The following is a 25,274-nucleotide window of genomic DNA, read 5'->3' as shown; positions in this document are numbered from 1 at the left end:
AACTCAATCGCTTTGGTTGGGTTACGACTTAACCGCCTCGAGTACGGCAGAGCCCAATTCATCTGGGTCGAACTTCGCGATAAACGAGTTAGCCCCGACACGCTCAACCATGGCCTCATTAAATACCCCACTCAATGATGAGTGCAATACTACATGAAGATCTTTAAGACTCGAATCTTTTCTAATCTCAGTTGTGAGGGTATAGCCATCCATTTCAGGCATTTCGATATCGGAGATCACCAAGGCAAGTTGACTATAGATGCTTCCCTCGGCGGCCATTTCTTTCAGTTTATCGAGAGCTTCTTTACCATCTTGTACCAAGATAACGTCATAGCCGACGCTTTCAACCGCGCGCTTCACCTGCCGGCGTGCAACGCTGGAATCATCGGCCACTAGCACTTGACTCGGAGCACTTTCTTCCCGCTCTTCACGTTTCGAGAGTACTTCCTCACTCACATCTTCATTCACAGGTGCGATTTCATTGAGAATTTTCTCAACATCGAGCACTTCCACCAACTCGTTATCAATTTCGGTAACCGCCGTGAGGTAGTGGGATCGCCCTGTCCCTTGAGGAGGGGGGAGAATTTTTTCCCAGTTCATATTAACGATACGCTCGACCGAGCCGACAAGGAAGCCCTGCATCGAACGGTTGAATTCTGCAATGATCACAAAGCGATTCTCTGGGTCAGGAATAGCTGGCCCGCCAGTTGCAAGGCTCATGTCGATGACAGAAACGGTTTGACCGCGGATGTGAGCCACGCCTTTCACCAAAGGATGCAAATTTGCCATTGCGGTAAGTCGTGGGCATTGCAGCACCTCTTTGACTTTAAAGACATTAATGCCAAAGCGCTGTTTTCTCATCAGGCGGAAAGTCAACAGCTCTAACCGGTTTTGTCCTACCAGCTGCGTACGCTGGTTGACCGAATCAAGAACACCACCTGTCATAAGATAAACTCCATATTGCCCCGTTTTTTTTGTAGAGTAGCATGGTAATCATAGTGGGTAATCACATGACTCTCGAGAAAAGAAGGGATTTTTTTCTTAACGTCCGCTACTGCTGGATTGAACTATGCCCAAGATATCACGTTTATTTATCGTCGTTTGGCTTACAAGCTTTAGCATAAGTATAGCTGCTGCGACAGTAAGTCAAATTGAAGCGGTGCAAGAAGCCGCGGAGGCGCATGTCGCCGATATTATTTCGCTGCCTAAAAATGGCGAACTCAACATCGCGGCGGGGAACCTTGATTCGCGTATGCGTCTCACCGATTGCCCCGTGCCACTCGACACCAAAGTGCCAGGCCGTCAACAGATTAATACCTCAGTAACCGTGATGGTGTCTTGTGATCGAGACAACTGGCAAGTGTATATTCCGGTTAAAATCGAGCTGATGACCCCCTCGGTTGTCGCAAAGCGACCGCTCAATCGTGGCATGATTATTGCTTCAAATGATGTAGCCGTTCAGATGGTAAATAGTCGGTTTCAACGCGGGCATACCTATACGCAACCCGCACGTTTAATTGGCTCTAAAGTCAAACGAACCGTGGGGATAGGTGAACCGATCAGCAGTAACGATGTCTGCGCCGTGTGTCGAAATGATGACGTTTTGATCACTGCGCAAGGAAACGGACTGAACATTGTTGCAAAAGGCACGGCATTAAGTGATGGCGCTCTAGGTGAGCAAATAAAAGTGAAGAACAATAAATCTAACCGGATTGTCGATGCTACAATCTCAGCGGTCGGCGAAGTAACGGTTAATTTCTAACTTTTTACGTCACACTGCTAAAGTAACAGCAAGGTGTGCCGATACGCTGAGCAACGGACTCAAAAAGCGACTGACAGTAAGGCGATGTTATGGCGAGTATTGACCAACTACGTGGTAATCAGCAACCCCTGACCACAACTCGTAATACGAGTAACCAGACCCAAACACAAGAAACGCAAGGCGGCTCAGTTCGTGAACAGCAAGGGGTGAAAGCCCAAGACGACGCTGTTTCGCTCAGCCAGCAAAGCCAAGTGATCGATAAAATGAATCAGAAAATGGCATCTGAGCCCTATTTTGATAGCGCTAAAGTTGATCAAATCAAACAAGCGATATCAAACGGCTCTTATAAAGTGGATCCTGACAAGCTTGCCGCAAACATGATGCGTTTCGAGAACGATCTCAACGACAGCTAAGCTGATTGGAGTAGTTATGACCCCTACTGCGCCTTTAACAACCTTGGTTGAACAGCAACTCGAGCGAGTCCAAGCGCTACAAAGTGTGCTCGAGCAAGAAGCCGGTGTCATTGCCAGCCGCGCCTCCGAAGATATCGAAGCAATCGCCAAACAAAAACAATCACTTATCAACGAAATTCAACGCAATGACGCGCAAATCAGTCGTCACCCTGAACGTGATTTGCTTAACCATGATCAGGCGTTAATTGAACACGTGAGTGCCATTCAATCCACGCTCTCTGCCTGTAAACAACAAAATGAAACCAATGGTGTTGCACTTCAGCGCGCCAGTTTAAGCATTCATCGCCTGCGCAATCTGTTCCAAGAAAGCGGTGGTAAGTCAGAACTGACCTATAACCAAGACGGTAACGCATCGGGGAGAAAAACCCTGGGCACTAACGTCAAAGCGTAACGTCCTCCCCACGCACCACCACGCCTAACGGCCAGACACGCCGAACCTAACGGGTACCTGTGAGCTTTACTTTCCTTACTTGCCTTATCGCCGTGCTTCCATCTGCCTGTCTTTTGCCGCCTCTAGTTTGTTCCCTAAGACAGCGTGATGCGCTATCGCGCCACTATACTATAGAGTCTGATTCAAACACTAAAAAAGCGAGCATAGTGCTCGCTCTCCGTCTAAAAGGCAGGGTCGCTTGTTACACCCACCCGCTTGAGTGCCAAGATGTTGGCGTCATCCATCGTATTTAACCAAAGAAAGACGCCATAGTGGCTAGAAAATAATATTATTGTTATTCGGTACAGGCTGCGCTTCGCCATAGCGTTTCATTTTCTGCATGGTATCAAGATCAAGTTCGAGTTCTGTGACGTAACTATCACCAACTTTGTAACTCGCCACCACTTCGGCGCCGCGAATAATGCCATCGACGGCGCCTTGCGTATTGTCACGACCTAAACTTTGATCGTTGACGCTCGAACGGCTGCTGACCCGCAAGCCATAAACTTGCTCGCTCAACTCTTTGTAGGCGTCCACTTTAGAGGCACGCATAGCACGGGTTTCTTTTTCTTCTTGGGTTGCGCCTTGTTGCGCACTGATCGATGCCATTCCCACCGCAGAAATGATATTTTCTTCTTTCATCTTGGTTAATGGCTGACAGGCTGACAGCATCAGCAAGATTGCGATGACAAATCCGTGTTTCGTAAACATTTATCTACCTTACTCTTTCCTATACTAAGGTTTTAGCACCACTGTCTCACGCTTCACGCGGTTTTGATCATCTCGAATAATCACGCCATCGCGTTTGCGAACCTTGTATAAACTATCAATATCACGCCCAATACGATCGGCCGGCAAGAAGCCTTGCGCCGAGGCAACCACCACGCGAGATTCCATACCGATTACTCGGGCATTGACCAATACCCCGCCGCCTTGACGCAACATAGTTCCCGTCAATACATAATCGATTTGTTGTTCAGGGTTCAGCTCTTTCCAGTCTCGGCTAATGGTAAAATCGCCGTCTTCCGTGACCCGAATCGCGCCCGTCGATTTAAAGTCAATCACCGTAAAGCCGCGGCGCTGCATTTGGTAAATCAGCCCCTCGGTCACGGTGTTACCTAACCAGTTGGTCTCATCCATTTTTTGCAAATCAACAAACGAGGTAACCGCCAAGGGCGTTCGCGCTGTCAAATACGCATTGGTGGCTAACAGCTCATCGGCCATGCTATTTAGAAAGTAATCAAGGGTGTGACGTGGCCGCTGCTTAAGGAAAAACTCACTGCCCGAATACGGCTCTTTGCCGTTATAAATTGGCGTGTAAGCACAGCCTGTTACCCATAGCGCTACTATCGCCACTATCCACTTTTTCATCGTATCATGCTCCGCGCTCAGTCATCGATGTGAGACAAGTGTGTCATTAAGGGTATCGGTTGATTTCATTAAACCTTTACCTTTGATTGCTGGCTCTATTTGGGTACACAACTTGCATCAGCGTCTTTGCGTCATCTTTTTGGTAGGTCTTAACCCTACGCACTAATAGATTGAAAGCAATTTCCATACCCACTAAGTGAGATCTTGACTATGAAAACCCTTTTGGCGCGGTTAACGCTCATTGTCAGCCTGAGTGTCGCTCCTTGGGCGCACGCGGCGTGGTATGAAGTATCAGCCAGCTCCCCGATACTCGAAAGCCAGCAAGCCGCCCGTGTTCGGGCACTTGAAGCCGCAACCTTTGATGCCATGCGCTTCGCCGGTGCCGATGTAGGCAGCTTGCAGCAACTCAAGCGATTTTACTCGCAAGTCAAAGCTGGTTATCAGTTTAGCGGCAATGCGGTGCGCGAAGTACAAGTGTTAGAAGAAGGCACGCAAGGCGGCAATTATGTTGTCAACCTACGCTTAGATATCTATCCATCGGCAAACGCTTGCCACAAAACCCAGTATAAAAAAGGCATGGTATTAACACGTTTTCCGATTGTTGCCCCCCAACAAGCCGCATTAGGGGGCATTTATCAATTTGGCGATGACTTTTCAGTGCTGTTAAACCGTGAGATTAAACAGCACGCACAAAGCTTTATCGGGCGTGGTATCGCCAATGTCGATGTCTCGCCCAATTCGCCCCGCACGGTGGCTATGTTAGCGGAAGACAAAGACGCACAGTTTGTGATCACAGGCGCAATCACTGATTTGTCTGCCACCACCGACGCCAGCGGCTTTGGTGAAGCGCAAAATAACCGCCAATTGGCCGTCAATGTTCAGGCAATGGACAGTGAGAGTGGTGAAGTCATATTTCAACGCCGCTATCGCGATGTCGCCCAATGGCCGTTTGAACGCCATAGCCAAGTCGATACTCAGACCGCGCGCTTTTGGCAATCTCCTTATGGGCAAATGGCGCGCCGAATGAGCCGAAATATATTGTTAGATTTGGAGTCGTCACTGTCTTGTCGCGCCAGTAAGCCAGAAATCGTCGCCCTCAAAGACAATATTGCACAAATCAATGTCGGGCGTATCAATGGGGTGAAACAAGGCGATCAATTAAACCTTTGGCACATTGCCTCGTTCACCGATGATTTAGGTATCGTCCGTACTCAACGTCGAAAAAGCGGGATCACTCTGACTGTTGCACGCGTTTATGAAAGCAGCGCTGAAGCCGTGGTTCAGCCCAATAACCTCAGCGGCAGCATACAAATCGGCGACATAGTGACCAAAGGGGTTAATTAAATGAAAACAGGCGCTTAAATCGCGCCTGTTTTTACGTATAATATCGACACGCTCTCATAGCTCAACAGGATAGAGCAGTCGCCTCCTAAGCGATCGATCGGGGTTCGAGTCCCTGTGGGAGCGCCATTATCGTTCTATATGGCTATAACCAGGTTAAGGCCTGTGTATAGGTTACCAGCAGCCAGAGGCTGGCCATCGCCATCACACCAGCGACAATATCATCCAACATGATCCCCAAGCCACCGTGAACATGTTTATCCAACCAGCTGATCGGCCAGGGTTTCGCCATATCAAAGATGCGGAATAACACAAAACCGGCTAAAACGGTTTGCCAATCGGTGCTGGGTACCAAGGCCATGGTTAGCCAGAATCCTACGAACTCGTCCCAAACGATCGCGCCATGATCATGCACTTGCATATCTTTAGACGCCCGCCCGCAAATAGCAATGCCGGCAAGGCCTCCGACAATAATGGCCACCCACAGTCCAAGGGTGCCGCCGTAATTGATAAACGCAAGATAAAACGGCACCGCAAATAAGGTACCGACCGTCCCGGGTACAATCGGTGACAAACCACTACCAAAGCCAAGCGCAAGCAGATGGTATGGATTGGTCAAAGATAAACGATGTTTAGGATCCGTCACGATGTGGCTCCTTAAAATGATCCCATCCAGACAGCACCCAATCGAGAGGCTGATTGTCTGCTACAAGCTCAAGGCGATGGTTGCCGGTTATTTGCCCGATGCATTGCACACCCACGCCACTGTGCTTGAGTGCTGTATCTAATGTGCCACGGTGTAGCTCAGGGACAGTAAAACACAGTTCATACTCCTCACCACTGGTCAGGGCAAGTTTTTGTGCCTGCTCGACACTGGCTTGATCGGCCAACAAGGCTTCAGAAAGTGGTAATTGCGCCACATCGACTTTTGCGCCAACACCGCTGGCGGTGAGGATGTGGGTTAAGTCTGCGTGTAGACCATCAGAAATATCAATCGCCGCTGACGCGATACCCCGCAATGCCTGTCCTGCGGTTACTCGAGGCTGAGCGCGATAATGACGATTGATTAATGTGGTTGCGCGAGCCTTATCAACCACTGTCTTACCTAGAATATAATCAAGCCCGGCTTGGCTCTCACCCAGTATGCCGGTCACAAAAATCCAGTCGCCCGGTTTCGCCCCCGCGCGCGTCAAGGCCTGCCCTTTAGGCACATGGCCATGTAAGGTAATGGTGATGCTTTTGGGCCCACGTGTGGTATCACCGCCAATCAGCTGGACCTGAAAATGCTCGGCAAGGGCAGCAAAGCCTTGGCAAAAACCTGCCACCCAGGCATCATCGGGCTCTGGTAAGGTAAGTGCCAGAGAACACCACGCTGGCATTGCCCCCATCGCAGCTAAATCACTCAAGTTCGAGGCCAACGCCTTGTGCGCCACATCAGAGGCACTCGCAGTCGGAAGAAAATGCGTCCCCTCCACCAGCGTATCTGTGGTCACCACTAACTGGCAGCCTTCAGGGACCTCGACCAACGCACAGTCATCACCAATACCTAAAGCGACATCACGACGCTTGACCGGCTGACGAGCGAAGTAGTCGCGAATCAAATCAAATTCGTTGCGTGTCATAAACACTATTTTGTTGGATAGAACAATAAAAAGGCCAGCAGTGCTGGCCTAGTCGGGAAGGGATTAACGTAACCGAGGGTACGCTTTATCCAAGACACCGTTGACAAACTTATGGCTGTCTTCTGCGCCAAAACGTTTTGCCAGTTCAACGGCCTCATTGATAACCACTTTGTAGGGGACATCGTCGCACTTGATCAGCTCATACATCGCAAGACGCAGTAAGGCATGCTCCATATCATCTAAATCCTGCAAAGGACGTGACAAGTATGGGCGCATCTTACTATCAAGTTCTTGATGGCTAAGCGCAACACCGCTAAACAGATTACGAAAGTAAGCAACGTCTGTTTCTGGTTCACGTAGAAGCGGCTCGGTTTTCTGATGCTCGTCTTCTTCTTCGTATTTATCTGCGGCAAGAAACGCGGCTTCAATATCAGCAACATTACCTTGCGCTAGCTGCCATGAATAGATGGCTTGCAATGCAAATTGGCGTGCATTACGTCGTGCGGCTGGTTTCACTTTAACCCCCATTTAGGATTCAATTTGGGACAGAACATTCACCATTTCAAGCGCGCTCAGTGCAGCCTCTGCCCCTTTGTTACCAGCCTTGGTACCTGCGCGTTCGATCGCTTGCTCAATGGTGTCGACCGTTAGCACACCAAATGCGACTGGGGTTTCAAACGCCAGTGCAACTTGTGCCAACCCTTTATTACATTCTCCGGCGACATAGTCAAAATGCGGTGTGCCACCACGGATCACTGATCCAAGTGCCACAATCGCGTCATAGCGACCGCTCTTGGCGAGCTTTTGGGTCACCACAGGCAACTCGTAGGCACCTGGGCAACGCACCACGGTGATATTATCGTCGTTGACTTGGCCTTGGCGCTTCAGTGCGTCAACCGCACCATCTAGCAAACTCTCGTTGATAAAGCTATTAAAGCGAGAGATAACAATAGCAACCTGCGCGTTGGGCGCGGCAAATGCCCCTTCGATTACGTTCATGAGCCTTCCTGTGACTTGCTTTCCGGAATGAGAAACCGCGCGATTCTACCACATTTTTATCCAATGGCACCATGTTCCGTACCAGTGGATAATGGTGCCTATCGCGCGTCGTTGTTATACGTTATTCGGTGACGTATTCCACCACGTTCAGGCCAAAGCCAGACAAGGCATGATAACGCTTGGTTGATGAAGACAGCAGGCGCATTTGCTTGACACCAAGATCCGCCAATATTTGCGATCCAATCCCCACTCGGCGAGAGGTCCCCTGCCACTTGGCACCGGCCGGTTTCTCACCTTTATCTTGCGCTTCAAACGCTTTTACCTTGTTAACAATAGCTTCGCTGGTTTCTTCTTTACCTAGAATCACCAACACCCCGCCTTCATCGCTAATCCTCTGCATCGCACGGTTCAGACTCCAACTGCGCTCAGCGGTGCGGTCAGACTGGAGTACATCGGTAAAGGTATCTTGCAGATGAACACGAACCAGGGTTGGATCGGCAGTTACTTCGCCTTTACACATCGCGTAGTGGATTTGATCATCGATGGTGTCACGATAGGTCACCAAATCAAATTCGCCAAACTCCGTCGGCAGTTTACAAGACGCCACCCGCTCGATGGTGGTCTCGTTGAGATTACGGTATTCAATCAAATCGGCAATGGTGCCCAGCTTGATGCCGTGCTTGTCACAGAACACCTCCAAGTCAGGGCGACGTGCCATGGTGCCGTCTTCATTTAAGATCTCAACAATCACAGAAGCTGGGCTGTAGCCACCTAAACGGGCCAAATCGCACCCTGCTTCAGTGTGGCCAGCGCGGGTGAGTACCCCTCCCTCTTGCGCCATCAAGGGGAAGACATGGCCCGGCTGCACCAAGTCAGCCGCTTTAGCGTCGGGGGTAACTGCGGCTTGTACGGTGCGCGCGCGGTCAGCCGCCGATATCCCTGTGGTCACCCCTTCGGCCGCTTCAATCGACACGGTAAAGGCGGTAGAAAATTGCGCGTTATTGTCGGACACCATCAAGGGCAGTCCAAGCTGCTGGCAGCGCTGCTGAGTCAGCGTCAAGCAAATCAATCCTCGACCGTGGGTGGCCATAAAGTTGATCGCTTCTGGTGTCACTGCCTCTGCCGCGATGATCAAATCGCCTTCGTTCTCGCGATCTTCGTCATCCATCAACACCACCATTTTACCTTGGCGGATATCGTCAATGATTTCTTGAGCGCTACTAATTGCCATCTTGGGATCCTTATTTCAAAAAACCGGAACGGGCCAATGTTTCCAGGCTGATACCCGTTGATTGTGTCGGCTCAGCCGCCTTATCACCGAGCATCAATCGCTCGAGGTAACGGGCGATCACATCGACTTCGATGTTTACCTTGCGCCCGGGCGCAAAGTGCTGAATGGTGGTTTGCTCGGCGGTGTGCGGCACGATTGTGAGTTTGATATGGCTGCCATTCACTTCGTTCACTGTCAAACTGATACCGTCCACCGTGATAGAGCCTTTCAATGCCACATACTTCGCGAGATCAGACGGCAATGCAATCCAGTACTCCCAGGCACGACCCGTTTGACTGACTGATGTGACTTCACCCAGACCATCAACATGGCCGGAGACCATATGGCCGCCAAAGCGGATGGTCGGCAGCATGGCCTTTTCAAGGTTGACGTTATCTCCTACCGATAAAGCGCCCAGCGACGAACGCGCCAAGGTTTCCGAGGAGACATCGGCGCTATAGCCCGTTGCGGTCAATGCAACCACGGTTAAACATACTCCGTTGGTGGCGATGCTGTCACCCAATTTAACGTCGGCGAGATCAAGCTCGCCGCTGTCGATGGTCAAGATAACGTCTTGTCCTCGACGGCTTAGGGTTTGCACGCGCCCCATCGCTTCAATAATGCCAGTAAACATCGTCTTTAATACTCTTGCGTGGTCACAGCATGCTCAGAGAGCATGGCGGTTAAGCGAACATCGTCACCGATCACCTTCACCTGATTAAACTGGAAACGCGGTGCATCGTCCATCCGTTGCATCCCGTCTAACGCAACCAAGGGGCGACTATCGCCCCCTAACAACATTGGCGCTTGGTAAACGATCAGCTCATCAACTAACGATTCAGTGAGCAACTGAGCCGCCAGCCTCGCGCCCGCTTCTACCCATATTTTGTCAATATCATGTTCGGCCAGGGCGCGCAGAATGGCAGACAATGACGCACCTGGCATCACCCACTCATGAACGTTATCCGGCCACACCTGGTTACTCGGCGTATCAACAACACGGATCACATCGCCCTCTAGCTGATAAACAGCCGCATCAGGAGAGGTTTTATTGTCTTTATCCAAAATTACCCGTGTGGGTTGACGCAAGGATGACTGCGGGTAGGTATCGAGGATGTCAGCGGGAAGCTGACCATTGCGAATATTCAAGCTAGGATCATCGGCAAGCACCGTGGCACTGGTTGATAAAATGGCGCTGGCTTGCGCGCGAAATGCTTGCACATCGGCACGCGCGGGCTCACCGGTAATCCATTTACTTTGCCCATTCGCCAATGCCGTGCGCCCATCAAGGCTTCCCGCCAGTTTAAGCTGCACATACGGCATTTTAGTTTGCATACGTTTGATAAAACCAAGGTTCAGCGCTTTTGCCTGTTCAAGCATCACGCCCACAACCACCTCAATGCCTGCTTCTTGTAACCGTGCGATACCACGTCCGGCCACTTTAGGGTTTGGGTCTTGCATCGCGCACACCACGCGGCTGACGTTGGCAGCAATCAACGCATCGCAACACGGCGGCGTGCGACCATAATGAGAACAAGGCTCTAAGGTGACGTAAGCTGTCGCGCCTTGTGCGCATGCTCCCGCAGCCTTTAATGCATGCACTTCAGCGTGCGGGCCGCCGGGGGCGATATGAAACCCTTCACCGACCACTTCGTCGCCCTGTGCAATCACACAACCAACATTGGGATTAGGCGTGGTGGTATAGCGACCTTGGGCCGCGAGCGCTAACGCGCGCATCATCATGGTTTTATCGCGTTCGCTTTGACTCATTTTTGCAACCGTGCGATTTCTTCGCCAAATTCACGAATGTCTTCAAAACTATGGTACACAGAGGCAAAGCGAATATAAGCCACTTTATCTAGCTCCTTGAGCGCTTCCATCACCAAGTTCCCCACCATGGCAGAGCCAATTTCGCGCTCTCCGGTAGCGCGCAAACGTGACTTTATACTGTTGATCGCTTTTTCAATGTCATCGGCGCTCACTGGGCGCTTTTCTAATGCGCGTTGAATGCCGCCACGCAGTTTCTCTTCGTCAAACGGTTCTCGGTTGCCGTTGGTCTTAATCACCCGTGGCATCACTAACTCTGCCGTTTCGAACGTGGTATAACGCTCTGCGCACGCCAAACATTGGCGGCGACGGCGAACTTGGTGACCATCAGCCACAAGACGAGAATCGATCACTTTGGTGTCGGTAGCACCACAAAATGGACAGTGCATGAGTGTCGCCTCCTCAATATCGTCTTGCTAGTGTAACCGATTTGTAGCGATGAAAAAGCCTATTGAAGAGGACTTTATGGTGGTTTTGTGTGCTAAACAAACCCTGTAAGGTCGGTGATGCCTGTAAAAACAAAAAAGACGCCCTAAGGCGCCTTATAAGCTATTCATTTTCGTGCCAATAATTAGGCATACACAGGCAGGCGACGGCAAATCGCTTGCACTTTTTCTTTAGTCTCGGCAATCACTTGCTCATTACCGATGTTATCCAAGACATCACACATCCAGTGCGCAAGCTGTTCGGCATCTTGCTCGGTAAAGCCACGACGTGTAATCGCAGGCGTGCCTACACGAATGCCAGAGGTGACAAACGGACTGCGTGGGTCATTCGGCACACTGTTTTTGTTGACCGTGATATTAGCCGAACCCAGTGCTGCGTCTGCTTCTTTTCCGGTAATGTCTTTATCGATAAGGTCAACCAGCAACAGGTGATTATCGGTTGAGCCTGATACTATCTTGTAACCGCGAGCTTGGAAGCCTTTGACCATCGCGCGTGCATTATCAATCACGCGCGCTTGGTAGGCCTTAAACTCAGGCTCCATCGCTTCTTTAAACGCCACGGCTTTACCCGCAATCACGTGCATCAGTGGGCCACCCTGCCCGCCTGGGAATACCGCAGAGTTGAGCTTTTTATAGAGGTCTTCACCGGCATTCGACAAGATCAAACCGCCGCGAGGGCCCGCCAGGGTTTTGTGGGTGGTGGTGGTGACTACATGTGCATGTGGCAATGGATCTGGATATACGCCTGCCGCAATCAGACCTGCGACGTGCGCCATATCCACCAACAACCATGCACCGACTTTATCAGCGATTTCACGCATGCGCTTCCAATCCACCACTTGTGAATAGGCAGAAAAGCCACCGATCAGCATTTTCGGCTTGTGCTCCAGCGCCAGCTGTTCCATTTGCTCGTAATCGATCTTGCCAGCTTCATCAATGCCATAAGGGATCACATGGTAATGCTTACCAGAGAAGTTGACCGGCGAGCCATGGGTTAAGTGACCACCATGCGCCAAGCTCATACCTAGAACCGTATCGCCTGGATTTAGCAGGGCCATATAAACCGCGCTATTCGCTTGTGAGCCTGAATGAGGCTGCACGTTGGCATACTCACAACCAAACAGCTCACACGCACGCTCAATCGCGAGCGCTTCCGCTTTGTCTACGTACTCACAGCCACCGTAATAACGCTTACCTGGGTAGCCTTCTGCGTACTTGTTGGTCAGTTGAGAGCCTTGCGCTTCCATCACGCGTGGGCTGGTGTAGTTTTCTGATGCGATCAGCTCAATGTGTTCTTCCTGACGTGCCGTTTCTTCTTCAATGGCGGCGAACAGGGCGGGATCGTAATCCGCGATATTCATGTCACGCTTTAGCATTTGTCTCTCCTGACTTAACATTGGCGGGCAATAACCCCAAAAGCGAACGCTAGGGCGCTTTCAACTCCCCTAGCAAAAACGTGTGCTGGTGTGATGGCTTCGATCACCCCTTGGCTTAGTCGCCTTAACATGACAAATCAAAGCGATTAAGCCAAGGAAAATTGCTCATTCCAGCCGCCCACGCAAACGTTTTCGTTACCGCCATGACTGCGTTTGCTATTCTACAAAAAATCCACCCTGTCAGGTAGTCTGTGTCACACTTTTTTATTGCGCATGACGATGATAATGGTCGAGCGTCAACGCACATGGTCGGTGTAAAGATTTTACAGCTGAGTATCATAATGCTGACATTCTACATTCAAGTGATTTACCTCATCGGCTTTCTCTTAGACCTAATTGGCGATAAGATCCGCGCCCGAAAATTCCATTAACCTTTTTTACCGCCGGCCCGCTGGGTTTTGGCGGCCTTTTTGTTGTTATCACGTTTTTGTTTTTATCACGCTAATTAAGTAGGGAGAAGCCGTGTGAGTCAGTACCAACACAGCTTTAAAGAAGACATTATTGCTATCGCCTCGGGCGCGTTTCTCGTCGCCCAAGGGGTGTTTTTTTTGCAACAAGCCGGGCTCTTAACCGGGGGCACCACAGGTCTTGCCTTGTTGGTCAGCCAGTTTACCGACCTATCGTTCGGTACTTTGTATTTTCTGTGTAATTGCCCGTTTTATTTAATGGCGTGGTTTCGTATGAGCCCACGCTTTGCTGTGCGTAGCTTACTCGCGGGGGGCGCGGTATCGGTGATGGCTGACCATATTGCCTACTTCTTTGAAATTACCTGGCTGGCCCCTGCGTACTGTGCCGTCATTGGTGGTTTGCTAATGGGCGTCGGCATGCTGATGATTTTCCGCCACAATGCCAGCTTGGGCGGCTTTAACGTGCTGGTGCTCTATTGTCAGGACAAGTTTGGGATCTCGGCAGGAAAGCTACAAATGGGCATCGACTGCACCATTCTCGCGTTATCTTTCTTCCTTATCGATCTGAACCTGCTGATGTGGTCAGTGGTTGGCGCGATCGTACTCAACTTAGTGTTGGCGATGAACCACAAGCCTGGGCGCTATCAGGCGCATCCTGCTAACCCCAGCGCTTGAGCGGCCTATCAACGCCAAGCCATACAACAAGACGGCGCAAACCAACAAAGCCAAGCATGATGCTTGGCTTTTTCGTAGTGACTTAACTGCACTCAGACGCGTGATTAAATCGCTTCTTCGTCTTCCTCACCGGTACGGATGCGCACCACACGCTCAACATCAAAGACAAAGATTTTGCCATCACCGATTTTACCGGTTTGTGCGGTATCAATAATGGTATCGACACACTGCTCGGCTACATCGTTACTGACGATCACTTCAAGCTTCACCTTAGGCAAAAAGTCGACCATATATTCGGCGCCACGATACAGCTCAGTGTGGCCCTTTTGACGACCAAATCCCTTTACTTCTGAGACAGTCATCCCCGTGATGCCCACATCAGCTAGCGCTTCACGCACGTCATCGAGTTTAAATGGCTTGATGATGGCTTCAATTTTTTTCATTGTGTTATCCCTCTCGTTGGCCGCAGCCGGTCCTGATGGATCAAGTGTTTAGCTGAAATTGTATCGCAGCATGATAAAAAATCATCCATCGATTCACGCATAATACAAAAAAGCCGCCAATCGATGGCGGCTAATATCCTATTTCGCAGTTAACCTAGGGTCACGCGCGCGTTGCGGAACATACGCATCCAAGCACTGTCTTCGCCCCAATCATCGGGGTGGCAAGAGTTGGCGACGGTACGGAATACCCGCTCAGGATGCGGCATCATAATGGTGACGCGGCCCGACTCTGTGGTCAGCGCAGTGATGCCATTGGGTGAGCCATTCGGGTTGGCCGGATACGCTTGTGTTGGCTGGCCGTGATTATCGGTGTAACGCAGCGCTACCGTGCCTGACGCCTCAATCGCCGCCAGATGCTCAGCATCGCGCACCTCCACGCGTCCCTCACCATGCGATACCGCAATGGGCATCCGTGACCCCGCCATCCCAGCAAAGAAGGCGGAGGGGCTTGATTGCACTTCCACCATGCTAAAGCGGGCCTCAAACCGCTCGGACTCGTTACGAACAAATCGTGGCCAGTGTGCGGCGCCAGGGATCAGTTCATGCAAGTTCGACAGCATCTGACAGCCATTACACACGCCAAGTGCCAAGGTGTCTTCACGACTAAAGAAAGCACTAAATTGGTCGCGCGCGCGGCTGTTAAACAGAATGGATTTCGCCCAACCTTCACCGGCGCCCAACACGTCACCGTAAGAGAAACCGCCACAGGCCACCATCCCTTGGAAACCGTCCAAACTAATGCGTCCTGAGAGAATGTCACTCATATGAACATCCACAGCGTTAAAGCCAGCGCGATCGAAGGCGGCTGCCATTTCCACATGCGAGTTCACGCCTTGCTCACGCAAAACAGCCATGGTCGGTTGTTGGCCAGTAGCGATATATGGCGCAGCGATATCTTGGTGTACATCAAAGCTCAGGCGGGCGTGCAACCCAGGATCGGTCGCCTGTTTGGCGTCAAACTCTTGGCGTGCACAATCTGGATTATCGCGACGCGCTTGCATCTGATAGGTGGTTTCAGCCCAAATCTGACGTAGGTGCTGGCGACTGGCTTGATAAATAGGTACCTCACCATGACGCAAGATAATTTCATCACTATCACTTAGGCCGCCAATCAGGTGACTGCATGCGGTTAATCGATGTTCATCCAACACCGCCTTAACGCGCTCCAGATCTGGCGCTGCCACTTGGATCACCGCACCCAGCTCTTCGTTAAACAACACTGACAAGGCATCGTCGCCTAAACGGGCGATGTCGACGTCGATACCGGTGTGGCCGGCAAACGCCATTTCTGCCAAGGTAACGAACAGTCCGCCGTCGGCTCGGTCGTGATATGCCAGTAGCTTTTGCTCTGCCACCAAGGTTTGCATCGCATTGAAAAAGCCTTTTAGGCGGGCGCTGCTGGTGACATCGGCAGGCTTATCGCCCAATTGATGGTAAACCTGAGCCAACGCGGTTGCGCCCAGACGCTGCGCGCCTTCACCAAGATCAATCGCAATCAGCTGGCTGTCACCTTTATCGGTACGCAATTGTGGGGTCACGGTACGACGCACATCTTCCACGCGGCCAAAGGCGGTGATGATCAGCGACATCGGCGCGGTGACAGTTTTATTTTCATCGTCTTGCTGCCACTGGGTTTTCATCGACATCGAGTCTTTACCCACCGGAATGGTCAGTGACAGCTCAGGACATAGCTCCTCGCCCACGGCTTTGACCGCTTCGTACAAACCAGCATCCTCGCCCGGATGACCCGCCGCGGACATCCAGTTGGCAGACAGTTTAATGTTGGTCAGGCTACCAATATCGGCACAGGCGATATTGGTGAGTGCTTCCCCGACCGCCATTCGGGCAGAGGCAGCAAAGTCGAGCAAGGCTGCAGGCGTTCGCTCACCCATCGCCATCGCTTCGCCGTGATAACTGTCATAGCTTGCCGCTGTCACCGCACAGTTAGCGACCGGTACCTGCCACGGGCCGACCATTTGGTCACGGGCAACCAGTCCAGTCACCGAACGGTCGCCGATGGTGATCAAGAAGGTTTTCTCCGCCACCGCCGGCAAGCGTAAAACACGCTCACAGGCTTGTGCCAGCTCAATGCCTTGGGTGTTAAGCGCAGCACTGGTCACTTGCTGACGCGTGACATCCCGGTGCATTTTGGGCGCTTTACCCAGCAGAATATCCATCGGCATGTCGATAGGGGTATTGTCGAAGTGGCTGTCTTCAAGCGACAGATGACGCGCATCGGTGGCCTCACCAAGCACCGCGTACGGCGCCCGTTCACGCTCGCACAAGGCTTCAAAAAGCGCCATATTTTCCGGTTTAACCGCCAAGACATAACGCTCTTGCGACTCGTTACACCAAATGGCGAGCGGGCTCATTCCCGGCTCATCATTAGGAATATCACGCAAGTTAAAGCGTCCACCACGGCCGCCATCATCGACCAGCTCTGGCATAGCATTGGACAGGCCACCCGCGCCCACATCATGGATAAAGGCAATCGGATTGTCGTCGCCAAGTTGCCAGCAACGATCAATCACTTCTTGGCAGCGACGCTCCATTTCTGGATTCTCACGCTGTACCGAGGCAAAGTCTAAGTCTTCCGCCGACTGACCGGATGCCATCGACGATGCCGCTCCGCCGCCAAGGCCGATGTTCATCGCTGGGCCACCTAACACAATCAGCTTGGCACCCACCTCAATCTCGTCCTTTTGTACATGGCCGTCGCGGATGTTACCCATCCCACCGGCGATCATGATGGGTTTGTGATAGCCACGTACTTCCTCACCGGCATGTGAGGTCACCAATTGCTCATAGGTACGGAAGTAGCCCAACAAGTTAGGGCGACCAAATTCGTTGTTAAACGCCGCGCCGCCCAAAGGGCCTTCCAGCATAATATCGAGCGCAGAGGCAATGCGCTCAGGCTTGCCATAGTCTCGCTCCCACGGCTGAATAAAGCCCGGAATTTTGAGGTTAGAGACGGAAAAACCGACCAACCCTGCTTTGGGTTTTCCCCCAACACCGGTTGCCCCCTCGTCACGAATTTCACCGCCAGAGCCGGTCGCCGCGCCTGGCCAGGGTGAAATCGCGGTGGGGTGGTTGTGGGTTTCCACCTTCATCAAAATATGGGCAAGTTCATGATGATACTGATAGCTGTGGCTCTCTGGGCTAGGGAAAAAGCGCCCAACGTTTGAGCCCGTCATCACGGCCGCGTTGTCTTTATACGCCGACAGCACGTTATCTGGGGTTTTCTCGTAGGTGTTTTTGATCATCTTAAACAGCGATTTGGGCTGCTTTTCACCATCAATAGTCCAGTCGGCGTTAAAGATTTTATGTCGGCAATGCTCAGAGTTGGCTTGCGCAAACATCATCAGTTCGATGTCGTTAGGATTACGCCCCAGCAGGGTGAAGTTCTCGACCAGATAGTCAATTTCGTCTTCTGCCAGTGCCAACCCTAAGGCTTGGTTGGCCTCGACTAAGGCGACGCGGCCACCCGAGAGAATGTCTACGCTATGCATCGGCGCAGGTTCCGCTTGCTCGAACAGCACCGCGGCGGCCTCAAGCTCGCTGAACACCGTTTCCATCATCCGATCGTGCAACAATCCGATTAAGGTCGCGTGTTGCTCATTGGTCAAAGGCGCGGATAACTGAATATAGTACGCCGTCCCGCGCTCCAAGCGTTTGACCGCATCCAAGCCGCAGTTATGGGCAATATCAGTTGCCTTGGAGGACCACGGCGACAAGGTGCCTGGACGTGGGGTCACAAGAAACAGCGTCCCTTCCGGGGCATCCGGTGGTAAGGTTGGTCCGTAAGTCAGTAGCTTTTCGAGCTTCTCGCGACTGGCGCTATCCAAAGGCTGATGCAAATCGGCAAAATGAATAAACTCAGCATACAGTGCCGTGACAGGTAACTGGTGTGCTTGGCAGCTCGCCAGTAATTTGTTGACACGAAACTCAGACAGTGCGGGGGAACCACGCAAAATATCCATGTGCGTACGTCTCTCGTTAGCGGTAAATGAAAGGGGTATACCCAAGTTATCGCACCCTGGCACCATAACTTGGGTATCACCACTGACCTTGCCGCAATGGCAGTTGTCACGGTTATATTTCACGGCAAGCGCGGATACCGTTCACGCATTACGCACAAAGCGAATTCACTGAGAACCCCGAGTGATGCGCCGCTCAACCCGCGTTTTAATGCTGGCATTTTGCCCAAGCGACCGCCATTATAGGGGAAAACCGTCAACGACAACACACCTGACGCAACCGTTTGCGCAAAAAATTTTCCCTCTATCGGTCTGACGTCTATTCACGTAGAATGGCGCGTCTATCGATCATCGCTAGCGGTTTGATGCTGGCATGCAACAGTGAGCGACAGCCTTTGACACAGCGTGACTTTTCTTTGCGATCATGGATGATTAGCCTAACGGTACTTGTGCTTAGCCTCGCCGTCACAGGCTGTGATTGGACCTTCGACGATCGTACCGTTCTAGAAAAAATCCGTGACCGCGGCGTTTTAAGAGTCGGGACACTCAATAACGAACTCTCATACTATATTGGTCCTGATGGCCCCACCGGGCTGGATTACGAGCTTGCATCACGTTTTGCTGATAAGCTCGGGGTAAAACTGGAAATGGTGCCGACCTACACCTTGTCCGGGCTCTTCCCTGCTCTCAAGCGCGGTGATGTGGATCTGATTGCCGCTGGCCTTACCATTACCGACCAACGTTTAGCCCAGTTTCGCCCTGGCCCCGCCTATTACTTTGTCAGCCAACAAGTGGTGTACAAAAAGGGACATTGGCGCCCACGCGATGTCGATGACTTTAACCGTGACGATGCCACCATGGCGGTAGTGGAAGATTCTAGCCACGACCTCACCCTGCAAGCGCTAAAACAAGACCACCCCGATCTCAGCTGGAAAGTGGTGCAAGACGCCGACGATGATGAGCTGCTTAAACAAGTCGCAGACGGTGAGATTGACTTTACCATTGCCGATTCCGTCGATATTGCCTTGATGCAACGCACCCACCCAGATATAGCCGTCGCCATGGCCCTCAGTGAAGACGAGCCTGTCGCCTGGTTTATGAAAAAACAAGGCGACAGCAGCGCCTATGCCTTGATGGTCAATTTTTTTGGTGAGATCAACCAAACTGGCGAACTGGCTATCTTAGAAGAGAAGTATTTTGGTCACGTCGACCAATTTGATTACGTCGATACCCGCGCCTTTTTGCGGGCATTAGAGAGCAAGTTGCCTAAGTGGGAGCCGCTTTTCAAAAAGCATGCGAACGATTTTGATTGGCGCTTACTGGCGGCCCTATCGTATCAAGAGTCTCATTGGAATCCACGGGCGATCTCGCCCACCGGGGTGCGCGGTATGATGATGCTCACCCTGCCGACCGCTAAATCCGTAGGTGTGCGCAATCGTCTTGATCCGGAACAAAGTATTAAGGGCGGCTCGCTTTACTTGCAACGCGTACTTGACCGTGTGCCTGCCAGTGTCAATCCACATGAGCGCATTTGGTTTGCCCTCGCCTCTTATAACATTGGGTTTGGCCATATGATGGACGCACGCCGACTCACTGACGCACAAGGGGCCGACCCTAACTCTTGGAGCGATGTAAAACAGCGCCTGCCTCTATTGGCCAAGCGTCAGTATTACACCCAAACACGCTATGGTTACGCACGTGGCTACGAGGCGCTTAGCTACGTCGAGAATATTCGCCGCTATTACCAAAGTATTCTAGGCTATGAGAAAGCGCATATAGAATCTCTCGATAGCCAACAAGTTGAAGATCTCGGTGGCCTACAAACGATCGTCGCCCCTGACGAGCCATTGGAAAATGCCTCCGAGAACGCAACCGAGCAAGCGCCAGATTCGGCGTCATCACAGTCAGAGGATAACTCGACACCGCAATCAGACACGCAACCACAATGAGGGCAGCATGGTTCCAAGAAAACGGCTGGTGAAACAGAGCTTTCGCAAAAACAATATTTCATCCGCTAACCGGCGTAAGCGTATGCGCCAAAATATGCATAAAAAGGTACTTTGGCGACAACGTGCCTTTGCGATTCGTGAATTTGCCGCCTTTGATGACGCGTTCTAGGACATCTTGCCTGAGTCAGGTAAGCAAGGTTGAGATTGACAGGCTGCTTTTTTAGCGGCCTTTTTTTCGGCGCGACGACGGCGGAAAAAGGCTTGTAATTGCGCACGGCATTCGGTTTCTAACACCCCGCCCTCACTGTGCACATGGTGATTCACACCCTCATAGCTCAGCAAGTTCATTACCGAACCGGCAGCCCCCGTTTTGGGATCCGGCGCGCCAAAGTAGACTTTTCTGACACGGCCATGCACGATCGCCGCCGCACACATCGGGCACGGTTCGAGTGTCACATAAAGATCCGCGTCTAATAAACGATAATTCCCCAGCACTTGGCCGGCTTGGCGTAAGGCCATGACTTCGGCATGGGCGGTGGCATCATGCTGGGTAATGGTTCGGTTCCACCCCGTGCCCACCACCTCACCTTGATACACCACCACGGCGCCGACAGGTACTTCACCCTCTTGTTCCGCCTTGTCTGCTAACTGGATCGCTTGGCGCATATAGACGTCGTGCTCGCTATCCGACGCATGTGGATCTTTCATTCCAACCTCTGTGACTCACAACCTAATACGCCCTCAGTATACGATACAAATAAGCCGGCTCGAAGGCCGGCTTATCTCGCTCAACGTATTGCCACGTGTTACTGCACCAAGTACTGGTAACTGGCTTGAATGCCCAAAGGCAATCCGAACGCCCAGTACGCCAACAAGAACAAAGTCCAACCTACCAGCATGGTAAGCGAGTACGGAATCATCATTGACGCCACGGTACCAATACCCGTGGTTTTCACGTAGCGCTGGCAATACACCACCACCAGTGGGAAGAACACCATTAATGGCGAAATAATGTTCGACACGGAATCACCCACACGATAAGCCGCTTGCGACAATTCAGGGGAAATGCCAACGACCATTAACATCGGCACGAGAATCGGCCCAATCAGCCCCCATTTCGCCGACGCGGAACCAATCAATAAGTTCACCATTGCGGTCAGCAAAATCATTCCCACAATCGTCATCTCACCTGGCAGGTTCATTGACTGCAACAGCTCCGCGCCGTTGAGCGCCAACAAAGTACCAATGTTGGATTGCGTAAATGCGGCTAAGAATTGCGCGCAGAAAAACGCCATCACCATATACGCACCCATGGTCGCCATGGTGTCAGACATGGATTTAATCACATCTTGACTGGTTTTAAAGGTGCCCGCGGTTTTGCCATAAACAATGCCTGGAATGATAAACAGCACAAAAATCAGCGGCACGATTGATTGCATAATCGGTGCATCAAACGCAGTCAGCTCACCCGCCGGAGAGCGAAGTGGGGACGTTTCCGGCCACGAGGCCGCCACCAGCGCAGCGATCCCTAGTAGCATCGCCAGCCCAGCACGGTTAAAGGCTTTTCCTTCAATCTCCGTAAAAGAGCCTAAATCCGGTGCCTCTTCGGCATCCTCATCAATCGGTGTGCGATTTAAGCGTGGCTCGACAATTTTCTCAGTCACAAACCAGCCCAGCGCCATAATCAAAATCGATGACAAGCCCGTAAAGTAGATGTTAGCGAGGGGATTAACTTGGTAGCTGTCATCCAACACGTGTGCGGCCGACTCGGTAAAGCCTGCCAGCAAAGGATCAATGCCAGACGGAATAAAGTTCGCGGAGAAGCCGCCGGATACCCCAGCAAAGGCGGCAGCGATACCGGCCAGAGGATGACGACCCGCCGCGTGGAAGATAATCCCGCCGAGTGGGATCACCAGTACGTAGCCAGCATCTGCGGCGGTGTGGGAGACAATCGCCACCAAAATCAGCATGGGTGTAAGCGCTTGCTTCGGCGTTACACTCAGCATTTTCTTGAGCCCGGTGGTAATAAAGCCTGACTGATCAGCCACACCTACACCAAGCATCGCCACCAAAACAATCCCCAGCGGCGCAAATCCAGTAAAGGTGTCAACCATATTGGCTAAAAAGTGGGCTAGCGCATCGCCGGTGAGCAGGTTTTTGACTTGGACAGCGTCACCGGTCAAAGGGTGGACTGAATCAAAAGAGATCTGAGAGAGAATAGCTGACAATACCCAGACTGTGATCAGCCCCCAAAAAAACAATAACGCGGGATCCGGAATGCGGTTCCCGGCCCGCTCTATCATGTTCAAAAACCGATCCATGCCGCGCGGCTGGCCAGCATCGGCTGAGTCGCTTATGTGTTGGCTCACTGTTTACTCCATTTTTCGATGTTGTGTCTTTGCTTACCTGCTGGAGCAGGTTTTAGTGACATTAAAATGACAAACTTTCGCCAGTAAAGCAAAAATCAGCATAGTTAGCCATAAGAAAGCCAGTTAACCAAATGTTAAATTGTTTTGTAATTAGAAAAGCAGCACAAAAAACGGACGCTTACAGAGCACACTGAAACATTTAGAAACAAAAAATCTGCTAGGTTTGGAGTTAGGTTTGCTGAGTTGTGCGGGTGATCAGTGTCAGTACAGACTCAAACCCGGGGTTCAGGCAGTGTTTTAAGCTGTAGATATTGCTCATTGATGCGTTCGGCAACCTCCTTGTTTCGGCTATCTCGGCTTGCTAGCAGCTCAGCAACAGCCAGCAACGCCTTGGCATTGATATTGATATCCAGCGCCTTTCCCCAGAATGCAGGCACCACCCAAAGTCTGCCGGAAGCGTCTGGCTTTGCCTTGAGCAGTGCAAGCTTTTTTTGCAATGGCTCAAAGGTAAAGAGCTGTAACTCATAAGGCTGTAAATAGCGTGTCAGTTTATCGGCAGCGACTTCTCCCCCCCAACAATCCTTGGATGCTAAAGGAATGTCTCGCCAATCATCCGGCGCAACTAATTTTAGCCCTCCGAGCTTTGGCCTAAGTACGGTACGATAGTGTTCAATCCAAATCTGATAAAGGGCCTCTTTATCCAGAATGCGACGGGTACTACCCATACTGACAAGCTTTTCAGCCTCTAGGTATTTAAATCCCTTACTCACCATACCTAATGAGATATTTGCCATCTCGGCTATGGCTCGAAACGGCAGATGTAACACATCTTCTTGAGCCAACAAAGCAAACAGAAGCTTCATAAAACCTAACCCTGGCTTTGCCGGCTGTGGAATTGCAAGGTGGTCTTCAGTGCTGTTTTTCCCCTCAATCCATAGATTTAGCCCGTCATGGCTCAAGCGAGCATTACCGGCCTCATCAATAAAATTGATCGCGTTCTCGTTGCAAAAATCGGCGAGATGAGTCGTCAGTCTGTTACACACCAACAGATTGTCTGAGCGAGCAGCGCCTAGCAATGCGGATAGGCTTTCTTTACGGTGGATACGCTTTATTTCAGCGCTAAACGAGTAGCATTGGCCGTGCACTGTCAGGGTGACCTCGGCATCGGTGTAAGGCCCACCATCCGGCTTAGGAGCGAAAGTATACTCCCCTTGAATATGCGAAGGCAGATTATCCAAAGCTAGCATTAGTAGTGTCGAGTTCTCGTTCATACCCAGATGACGTTCATGAATCATGAACAGATAATAGTCCGCTTTACTTTTGTCGGCAATAGCTTTCATCTTCGAGCCGTGCCCACTGTTGTGCAGCCATGACGTCAATCGTTGATAGATAGTGCAACCATAAAAAATGCCAGTCAGAAAACTGACTGGCATTGTTGTTAGTTGGCAAAGCTTACTTCGCTACCTATACCTAGCGAGTCTTATTCCCACTCGAATATCAACGGGCACAAAATCCATCGAAATACCAGCCATTTAGAAATATCACCTTTCCCGATACCATCATCTATACCATACGCAGAATTTTTTTGATTTTTTGCGTCTCGTCGGCGTTTGAGTTCTGCCTTGGCCCAAGCTGAGGATTCTTGCATATCACGACGAAGTTCTTGTTTCTCTTTACAAATCAAAACACCAATTGGATATGGGGTTTATTTATAAATCTTTCTCAAAGAACTAATCATTGCCTCTCATCATCGCTCCAAGGTTCATAGAAGGTCGGTCTAAGTTTCTAAGGCAGCAACCTGAACCGAAACCCGGCCTACGTTATACATGGAGACTTGGCCACCTACAGCCTGTTCGGGATTAAACAAGGCAAGATTAATCCCTTCACTAACAGAGCTGCGATAAACAACGCCGTCAAAGCCTTTCTTTTTAATGAACTCACATAGGTACTGACTCGGTATATAGTCGATAGCCGCTCCCGCTGGTTGAACAGGCCTAGTTAACTCCTCTCCCAAACGTTCCAAGAAAGGCAAGTCCGCACGCAGTTGTCCGATATCGCTAGCGTCAGGCAAGATAAAAGGAGATACAAGCTTTCGTGGGTTGCGCAAGTCTACTGCCTTTATCTCAGGTACACTAAAACCAGCTACACAAGCAACCTCGCCGGTATGAGGCCTGATCTCAGCCACAGCCGTATCAGGCTGAGAACCCAGATAAAGATAGGGGATTCCAGCAGGGTTCGCCCTACCATTAGATGAGCGCCGCCTCGGTGGAGCGCCCATATTTTCGATCGAATAGCCCTCGCCACCTGTTCGAATTCGTGCTCGATACCACTGCCTCGGTAATGACCGAGCTATAAGCATGTCGAGCAGCTCTTCGTAAGCGGTTAATAAACCGGTGAACGCCTACTCGACATCACTG

At 51.2% G+C, this 25,274-nt stretch carries 25 protein-coding genes and 1 tRNA gene; 8 read left to right on the top strand and 18 right to left on the bottom strand.

From position 1 onward, the window contains the following. Positions 1-21: 21 nt before the first annotated feature. Positions 22-945, bottom strand: a complete 924-nt coding sequence (locus C7A19_RS00385; protein ID WP_102504702.1) for a chemotaxis protein CheV — start codon at positions 943-945, stop codon at positions 22-24. A 124-nt stretch (positions 946-1,069) separates the two neighbouring features. On the opposite strand from C7A19_RS00385, the gene flgA reads away from it, so the two are divergent. The 3 genes from flgA to flgN all read left to right on the top strand — a co-directional run bounded on the left by flgA (position 1,070) and on the right by flgN (position 2,626). Then, on the top strand, positions 1,070-1,762 hold the full coding sequence (gene flgA / locus C7A19_RS00380) for a flagellar basal body P-ring formation chaperone FlgA (protein WP_116643858.1): 693 nt from the start codon (positions 1,070-1,072) through the stop codon (positions 1,760-1,762). Positions 1,763-1,851: 89 nt separating this feature from the next. Then, positions 1,852-2,175: a flagellar biosynthesis anti-sigma factor FlgM gene (gene flgM, locus C7A19_RS00375; RefSeq protein WP_069363218.1), complete on the top strand. Its 324-nt coding sequence runs from the start codon at positions 1,852-1,854 to the stop codon at positions 2,173-2,175. A gap of 16 nt (positions 2,176-2,191) precedes the next feature. Beyond that, positions 2,192-2,626, top strand: a complete 435-nt coding sequence (flgN, locus tag C7A19_RS00370; RefSeq protein WP_069363219.1) for a flagellar export chaperone FlgN — start codon at positions 2,192-2,194, stop codon at positions 2,624-2,626. 315 nt (positions 2,627-2,941) lie between these two features. On the opposite strand, the gene C7A19_RS00365 is transcribed toward flgN, so the two are convergent. Next, positions 2,942-3,376, bottom strand: a complete 435-nt coding sequence (locus C7A19_RS00365; RefSeq protein WP_116643857.1) for an LPP20 family lipoprotein — start codon at positions 3,374-3,376, stop codon at positions 2,942-2,944. 24 nt (positions 3,377-3,400) lie between these two features. After that, on the bottom strand, positions 3,401-4,036 hold the full coding sequence (locus C7A19_RS00360) for a FlgO family outer membrane protein (RefSeq protein WP_069363221.1): 636 nt from the start codon (positions 4,034-4,036) through the stop codon (positions 3,401-3,403). A gap of 210 nt (positions 4,037-4,246) precedes the next feature. Here C7A19_RS00360 and C7A19_RS00355 point away from each other — a divergent pair, with 210 nt between their 5' ends. Together C7A19_RS00355 and C7A19_RS00350 are read left to right on the top strand one after the other, a co-directional pair. Further along, complete coding sequence (locus C7A19_RS00355; protein ID WP_116643856.1) at positions 4,247-5,380, top strand: flagella assembly protein FlgT; 1,134 nt, start codon at positions 4,247-4,249, stop codon at positions 5,378-5,380. A gap of 50 nt (positions 5,381-5,430) precedes the next feature. After that, a tRNA-Arg gene (locus C7A19_RS00350) sits at positions 5,431-5,506 on the top strand. Positions 5,507-5,522: 16 nt separating this feature from the next. On the opposite strand, the gene pgpA is transcribed toward C7A19_RS00350, so the two are convergent. From pgpA to glyA, 9 genes are all read right to left on the bottom strand, one after another. Then, on the bottom strand, positions 5,523-6,023 hold the full coding sequence (gene pgpA / locus C7A19_RS00345) for a phosphatidylglycerophosphatase A (protein WP_116643855.1): 501 nt from the start codon (positions 6,021-6,023) through the stop codon (positions 5,523-5,525). Then, positions 6,010-6,999 carry a thiamine-phosphate kinase gene (thiL, locus tag C7A19_RS00340; RefSeq protein ID WP_116643854.1) on the bottom strand — a complete coding sequence of 330 codons (990 nt, stop codon included), beginning with the start codon at positions 6,997-6,999 and terminating at the stop codon, positions 6,010-6,012. Before thiL ends, pgpA begins: the two co-directional genes overlap by 14 nt. Before the next feature lie 63 nt (positions 7,000-7,062). Beyond that, positions 7,063-7,527, bottom strand: coding sequence for a transcription antitermination factor NusB (gene nusB / locus C7A19_RS00335; protein ID WP_069363225.1), 465 nt, complete (start codon positions 7,525-7,527; stop codon positions 7,063-7,065). Beyond that, positions 7,528-7,998 carry a 6,7-dimethyl-8-ribityllumazine synthase gene (gene ribE, locus C7A19_RS00330; protein ID WP_069363226.1) on the bottom strand — a complete coding sequence of 157 codons (471 nt, stop codon included), beginning with the start codon at positions 7,996-7,998 and terminating at the stop codon, positions 7,528-7,530. 121 nt (positions 7,999-8,119) lie between these two features. Further along, positions 8,120-9,229 (bottom strand): bifunctional 3,4-dihydroxy-2-butanone-4-phosphate synthase/GTP cyclohydrolase II, encoded by a 1,110-nt coding sequence (gene ribBA, locus C7A19_RS00325; RefSeq protein WP_069363227.1) that lies wholly within the window; start codon positions 9,227-9,229, stop codon positions 8,120-8,122. Positions 9,230-9,239: 10 nt separating this feature from the next. Further along, positions 9,240-9,902 (bottom strand): riboflavin synthase, encoded by a 663-nt coding sequence (locus C7A19_RS00320; protein WP_116643853.1) that lies wholly within the window; start codon positions 9,900-9,902, stop codon positions 9,240-9,242. A 5-nt stretch (positions 9,903-9,907) separates the two neighbouring features. After that, positions 9,908-11,038, bottom strand: coding sequence for a bifunctional diaminohydroxyphosphoribosylaminopyrimidine deaminase/5-amino-6-(5-phosphoribosylamino)uracil reductase RibD (gene ribD / locus C7A19_RS00315; RefSeq protein ID WP_116643852.1), 1,131 nt, complete (start codon positions 11,036-11,038; stop codon positions 9,908-9,910). Beyond that, positions 11,035-11,484: a transcriptional regulator NrdR gene (gene nrdR, locus C7A19_RS00310; RefSeq protein ID WP_046074984.1), complete on the bottom strand. Its 450-nt coding sequence runs from the start codon at positions 11,482-11,484 to the stop codon at positions 11,035-11,037. The genes ribD and nrdR overlap by 4 nt, the downstream gene beginning before the upstream one ends. Before the next feature lie 182 nt (positions 11,485-11,666). After that, positions 11,667-12,917: a serine hydroxymethyltransferase gene (gene glyA / locus C7A19_RS00305; RefSeq protein WP_116643851.1), complete on the bottom strand. Its 1,251-nt coding sequence runs from the start codon at positions 12,915-12,917 to the stop codon at positions 11,667-11,669. Positions 12,918-13,441: 524 nt separating this feature from the next. Between glyA and C7A19_RS00295 the strand changes: the two genes are divergently transcribed. Then, on the top strand, positions 13,442-14,059 hold the full coding sequence (locus C7A19_RS00295; RefSeq protein ID WP_077484587.1) for a YitT family protein: 618 nt from the start codon (positions 13,442-13,444) through the stop codon (positions 14,057-14,059). A 104-nt stretch (positions 14,060-14,163) separates the two neighbouring features. On the opposite strand, the gene glnB is transcribed toward C7A19_RS00295, so the two are convergent. Beyond that, on the bottom strand, positions 14,164-14,502 hold the full coding sequence (gene glnB, locus C7A19_RS00290) for a nitrogen regulatory protein P-II (RefSeq protein ID WP_046074987.1): 339 nt from the start codon (positions 14,500-14,502) through the stop codon (positions 14,164-14,166). Between the two features lie 149 nt (positions 14,503-14,651). Then, complete coding sequence (gene purL, locus C7A19_RS00285) at positions 14,652-18,542, bottom strand: phosphoribosylformylglycinamidine synthase (protein ID WP_116643849.1); 3,891 nt, start codon at positions 18,540-18,542, stop codon at positions 14,652-14,654. Positions 18,543-18,967: 425 nt separating this feature from the next. Between purL and mltF the strand changes: the two genes are divergently transcribed. Beyond that, on the top strand, positions 18,968-20,488 hold the full coding sequence (gene mltF / locus C7A19_RS00280) for a membrane-bound lytic murein transglycosylase MltF (protein ID WP_116643883.1): 1,521 nt from the start codon (positions 18,968-18,970) through the stop codon (positions 20,486-20,488). Between the two features lie 7 nt (positions 20,489-20,495). Next, on the top strand, positions 20,496-20,657 hold the full coding sequence (locus C7A19_RS15660; RefSeq protein ID WP_167369481.1) for a hypothetical protein: 162 nt from the start codon (positions 20,496-20,498) through the stop codon (positions 20,655-20,657). Here C7A19_RS15660 and tadA read toward each other — a convergent pair. The 4 genes from tadA to C7A19_RS00260 form a co-directional block, all read right to left on the bottom strand. Further along, positions 20,654-21,196 carry a tRNA adenosine(34) deaminase TadA gene (gene tadA / locus C7A19_RS00275; RefSeq protein ID WP_116643848.1) on the bottom strand — a complete coding sequence of 181 codons (543 nt, stop codon included), beginning with the start codon at positions 21,194-21,196 and terminating at the stop codon, positions 20,654-20,656. The genes C7A19_RS15660 and tadA overlap by 4 nt on opposite strands. 98 nt (positions 21,197-21,294) lie before the next feature. Further along, the gene (locus tag C7A19_RS00270; protein ID WP_116643882.1) at positions 21,295-22,809 is read right to left on the bottom strand and encodes an AbgT family transporter; all 1,515 of its coding nucleotides are present in this window, start codon (positions 22,807-22,809) and stop codon (positions 21,295-21,297) included. 320 nt (positions 22,810-23,129) lie between these two features. Beyond that, positions 23,130-24,197, bottom strand: a complete 1,068-nt coding sequence (locus C7A19_RS00265; RefSeq protein WP_201264047.1) for a type IV toxin-antitoxin system AbiEi family antitoxin — start codon at positions 24,195-24,197, stop codon at positions 23,130-23,132. 437 nt (positions 24,198-24,634) lie between these two features. Continuing rightward, a complete protein-coding gene (locus tag C7A19_RS00260; RefSeq protein WP_235614233.1) occupies positions 24,635-25,135 on the bottom strand; it encodes an RES family NAD+ phosphorylase in 501 nt (166 codons plus the stop codon). Positions 25,136-25,274 lie beyond the last annotated feature (139 nt).

Source organism: Salinivibrio sp. HTSP (genome assembly GCF_003390965.1).
Lineage (GTDB): Bacteria > Pseudomonadota > Gammaproteobacteria > Enterobacterales > Vibrionaceae > Salinivibrio > Salinivibrio kushneri.
This window is presented reverse-complemented; position numbering and strand designations above follow the sequence as displayed.

What these genes read in the sequence shown, in the direction of transcription:
- flgN (WP_069363219.1), top strand. Translation starts at nt 2,192, where the DNA reads ATGACCCCTACTGCGCCTTTAACAACCTTGGTTGAACAGCAACTCGAG.
- nusB (WP_069363225.1), bottom strand. Translation starts at nt 7,527, where the DNA reads ATGGGGGTTAAAGTGAAACCAGCCGCACGACGTAATGCACGCCAATTT.
- nrdR (WP_046074984.1), bottom strand. Translation starts at nt 11,484, where the DNA reads ATGCACTGTCCATTTTGTGGTGCTACCGACACCAAAGTGATCGATTCT.
- C7A19_RS00360 (WP_069363221.1), bottom strand. Translation starts at nt 4,036, where the DNA reads ATGAAAAAGTGGATAGTGGCGATAGTAGCGCTATGGGTAACAGGCTGT.
- C7A19_RS00260 (WP_235614233.1), bottom strand. Translation starts at nt 25,135, where the DNA reads ATGGGCGCTCCACCGAGGCGGCGCTCATCTAATGGTAGGGCGAACCCT.
- C7A19_RS00320 (WP_116643853.1), bottom strand. Translation starts at nt 9,902, where the DNA reads ATGTTTACTGGCATTATTGAAGCGATGGGGCGCGTGCAAACCCTAAGC.
- C7A19_RS00270 (WP_116643882.1), bottom strand. Translation starts at nt 22,809, where the DNA reads ATGGATCGGTTTTTGAACATGATAGAGCGGGCCGGGAACCGCATTCCG.
- ribD (WP_116643852.1), bottom strand. Translation starts at nt 11,038, where the DNA reads ATGAGTCAAAGCGAACGCGATAAAACCATGATGATGCGCGCGTTAGCG.
- flgA (WP_116643858.1), top strand. Translation starts at nt 1,070, where the DNA reads ATGCCCAAGATATCACGTTTATTTATCGTCGTTTGGCTTACAAGCTTT.
- C7A19_RS00265 (WP_201264047.1), bottom strand. Translation starts at nt 24,197, where the DNA reads ATGAAAGCTATTGCCGACAAAAGTAAAGCGGACTATTATCTGTTCATG.
- ribBA (WP_069363227.1), bottom strand. Translation starts at nt 9,229, where the DNA reads ATGGCAATTAGTAGCGCTCAAGAAATCATTGACGATATCCGCCAAGGT.
- mltF (WP_116643883.1), top strand. Translation starts at nt 18,968, where the DNA reads ATGATTAGCCTAACGGTACTTGTGCTTAGCCTCGCCGTCACAGGCTGT.
- C7A19_RS00365 (WP_116643857.1), bottom strand. Translation starts at nt 3,376, where the DNA reads ATGTTTACGAAACACGGATTTGTCATCGCAATCTTGCTGATGCTGTCA.
- tadA (WP_116643848.1), bottom strand. Translation starts at nt 21,196, where the DNA reads ATGAAAGATCCACATGCGTCGGATAGCGAGCACGACGTCTATATGCGC.
- glnB (WP_046074987.1), bottom strand. Translation starts at nt 14,502, where the DNA reads ATGAAAAAAATTGAAGCCATCATCAAGCCATTTAAACTCGATGACGTG.
- thiL (WP_116643854.1), bottom strand. Translation starts at nt 6,999, where the DNA reads ATGACACGCAACGAATTTGATTTGATTCGCGACTACTTCGCTCGTCAG.
- flgM (WP_069363218.1), top strand. Translation starts at nt 1,852, where the DNA reads ATGGCGAGTATTGACCAACTACGTGGTAATCAGCAACCCCTGACCACA.
- C7A19_RS15660 (WP_167369481.1), top strand. Translation starts at nt 20,496, where the DNA reads ATGGTTCCAAGAAAACGGCTGGTGAAACAGAGCTTTCGCAAAAACAAT.
- glyA (WP_116643851.1), bottom strand. Translation starts at nt 12,917, where the DNA reads ATGCTAAAGCGTGACATGAATATCGCGGATTACGATCCCGCCCTGTTC.
- C7A19_RS00355 (WP_116643856.1), top strand. Translation starts at nt 4,247, where the DNA reads ATGAAAACCCTTTTGGCGCGGTTAACGCTCATTGTCAGCCTGAGTGTC.
- ribE (WP_069363226.1), bottom strand. Translation starts at nt 7,998, where the DNA reads ATGAACGTAATCGAAGGGGCATTTGCCGCGCCCAACGCGCAGGTTGCT.
- purL (WP_116643849.1), bottom strand. Translation starts at nt 18,542, where the DNA reads ATGGATATTTTGCGTGGTTCCCCCGCACTGTCTGAGTTTCGTGTCAAC.
- C7A19_RS00385 (WP_102504702.1), bottom strand. Translation starts at nt 945, where the DNA reads ATGACAGGTGGTGTTCTTGATTCGGTCAACCAGCGTACGCAGCTGGTA.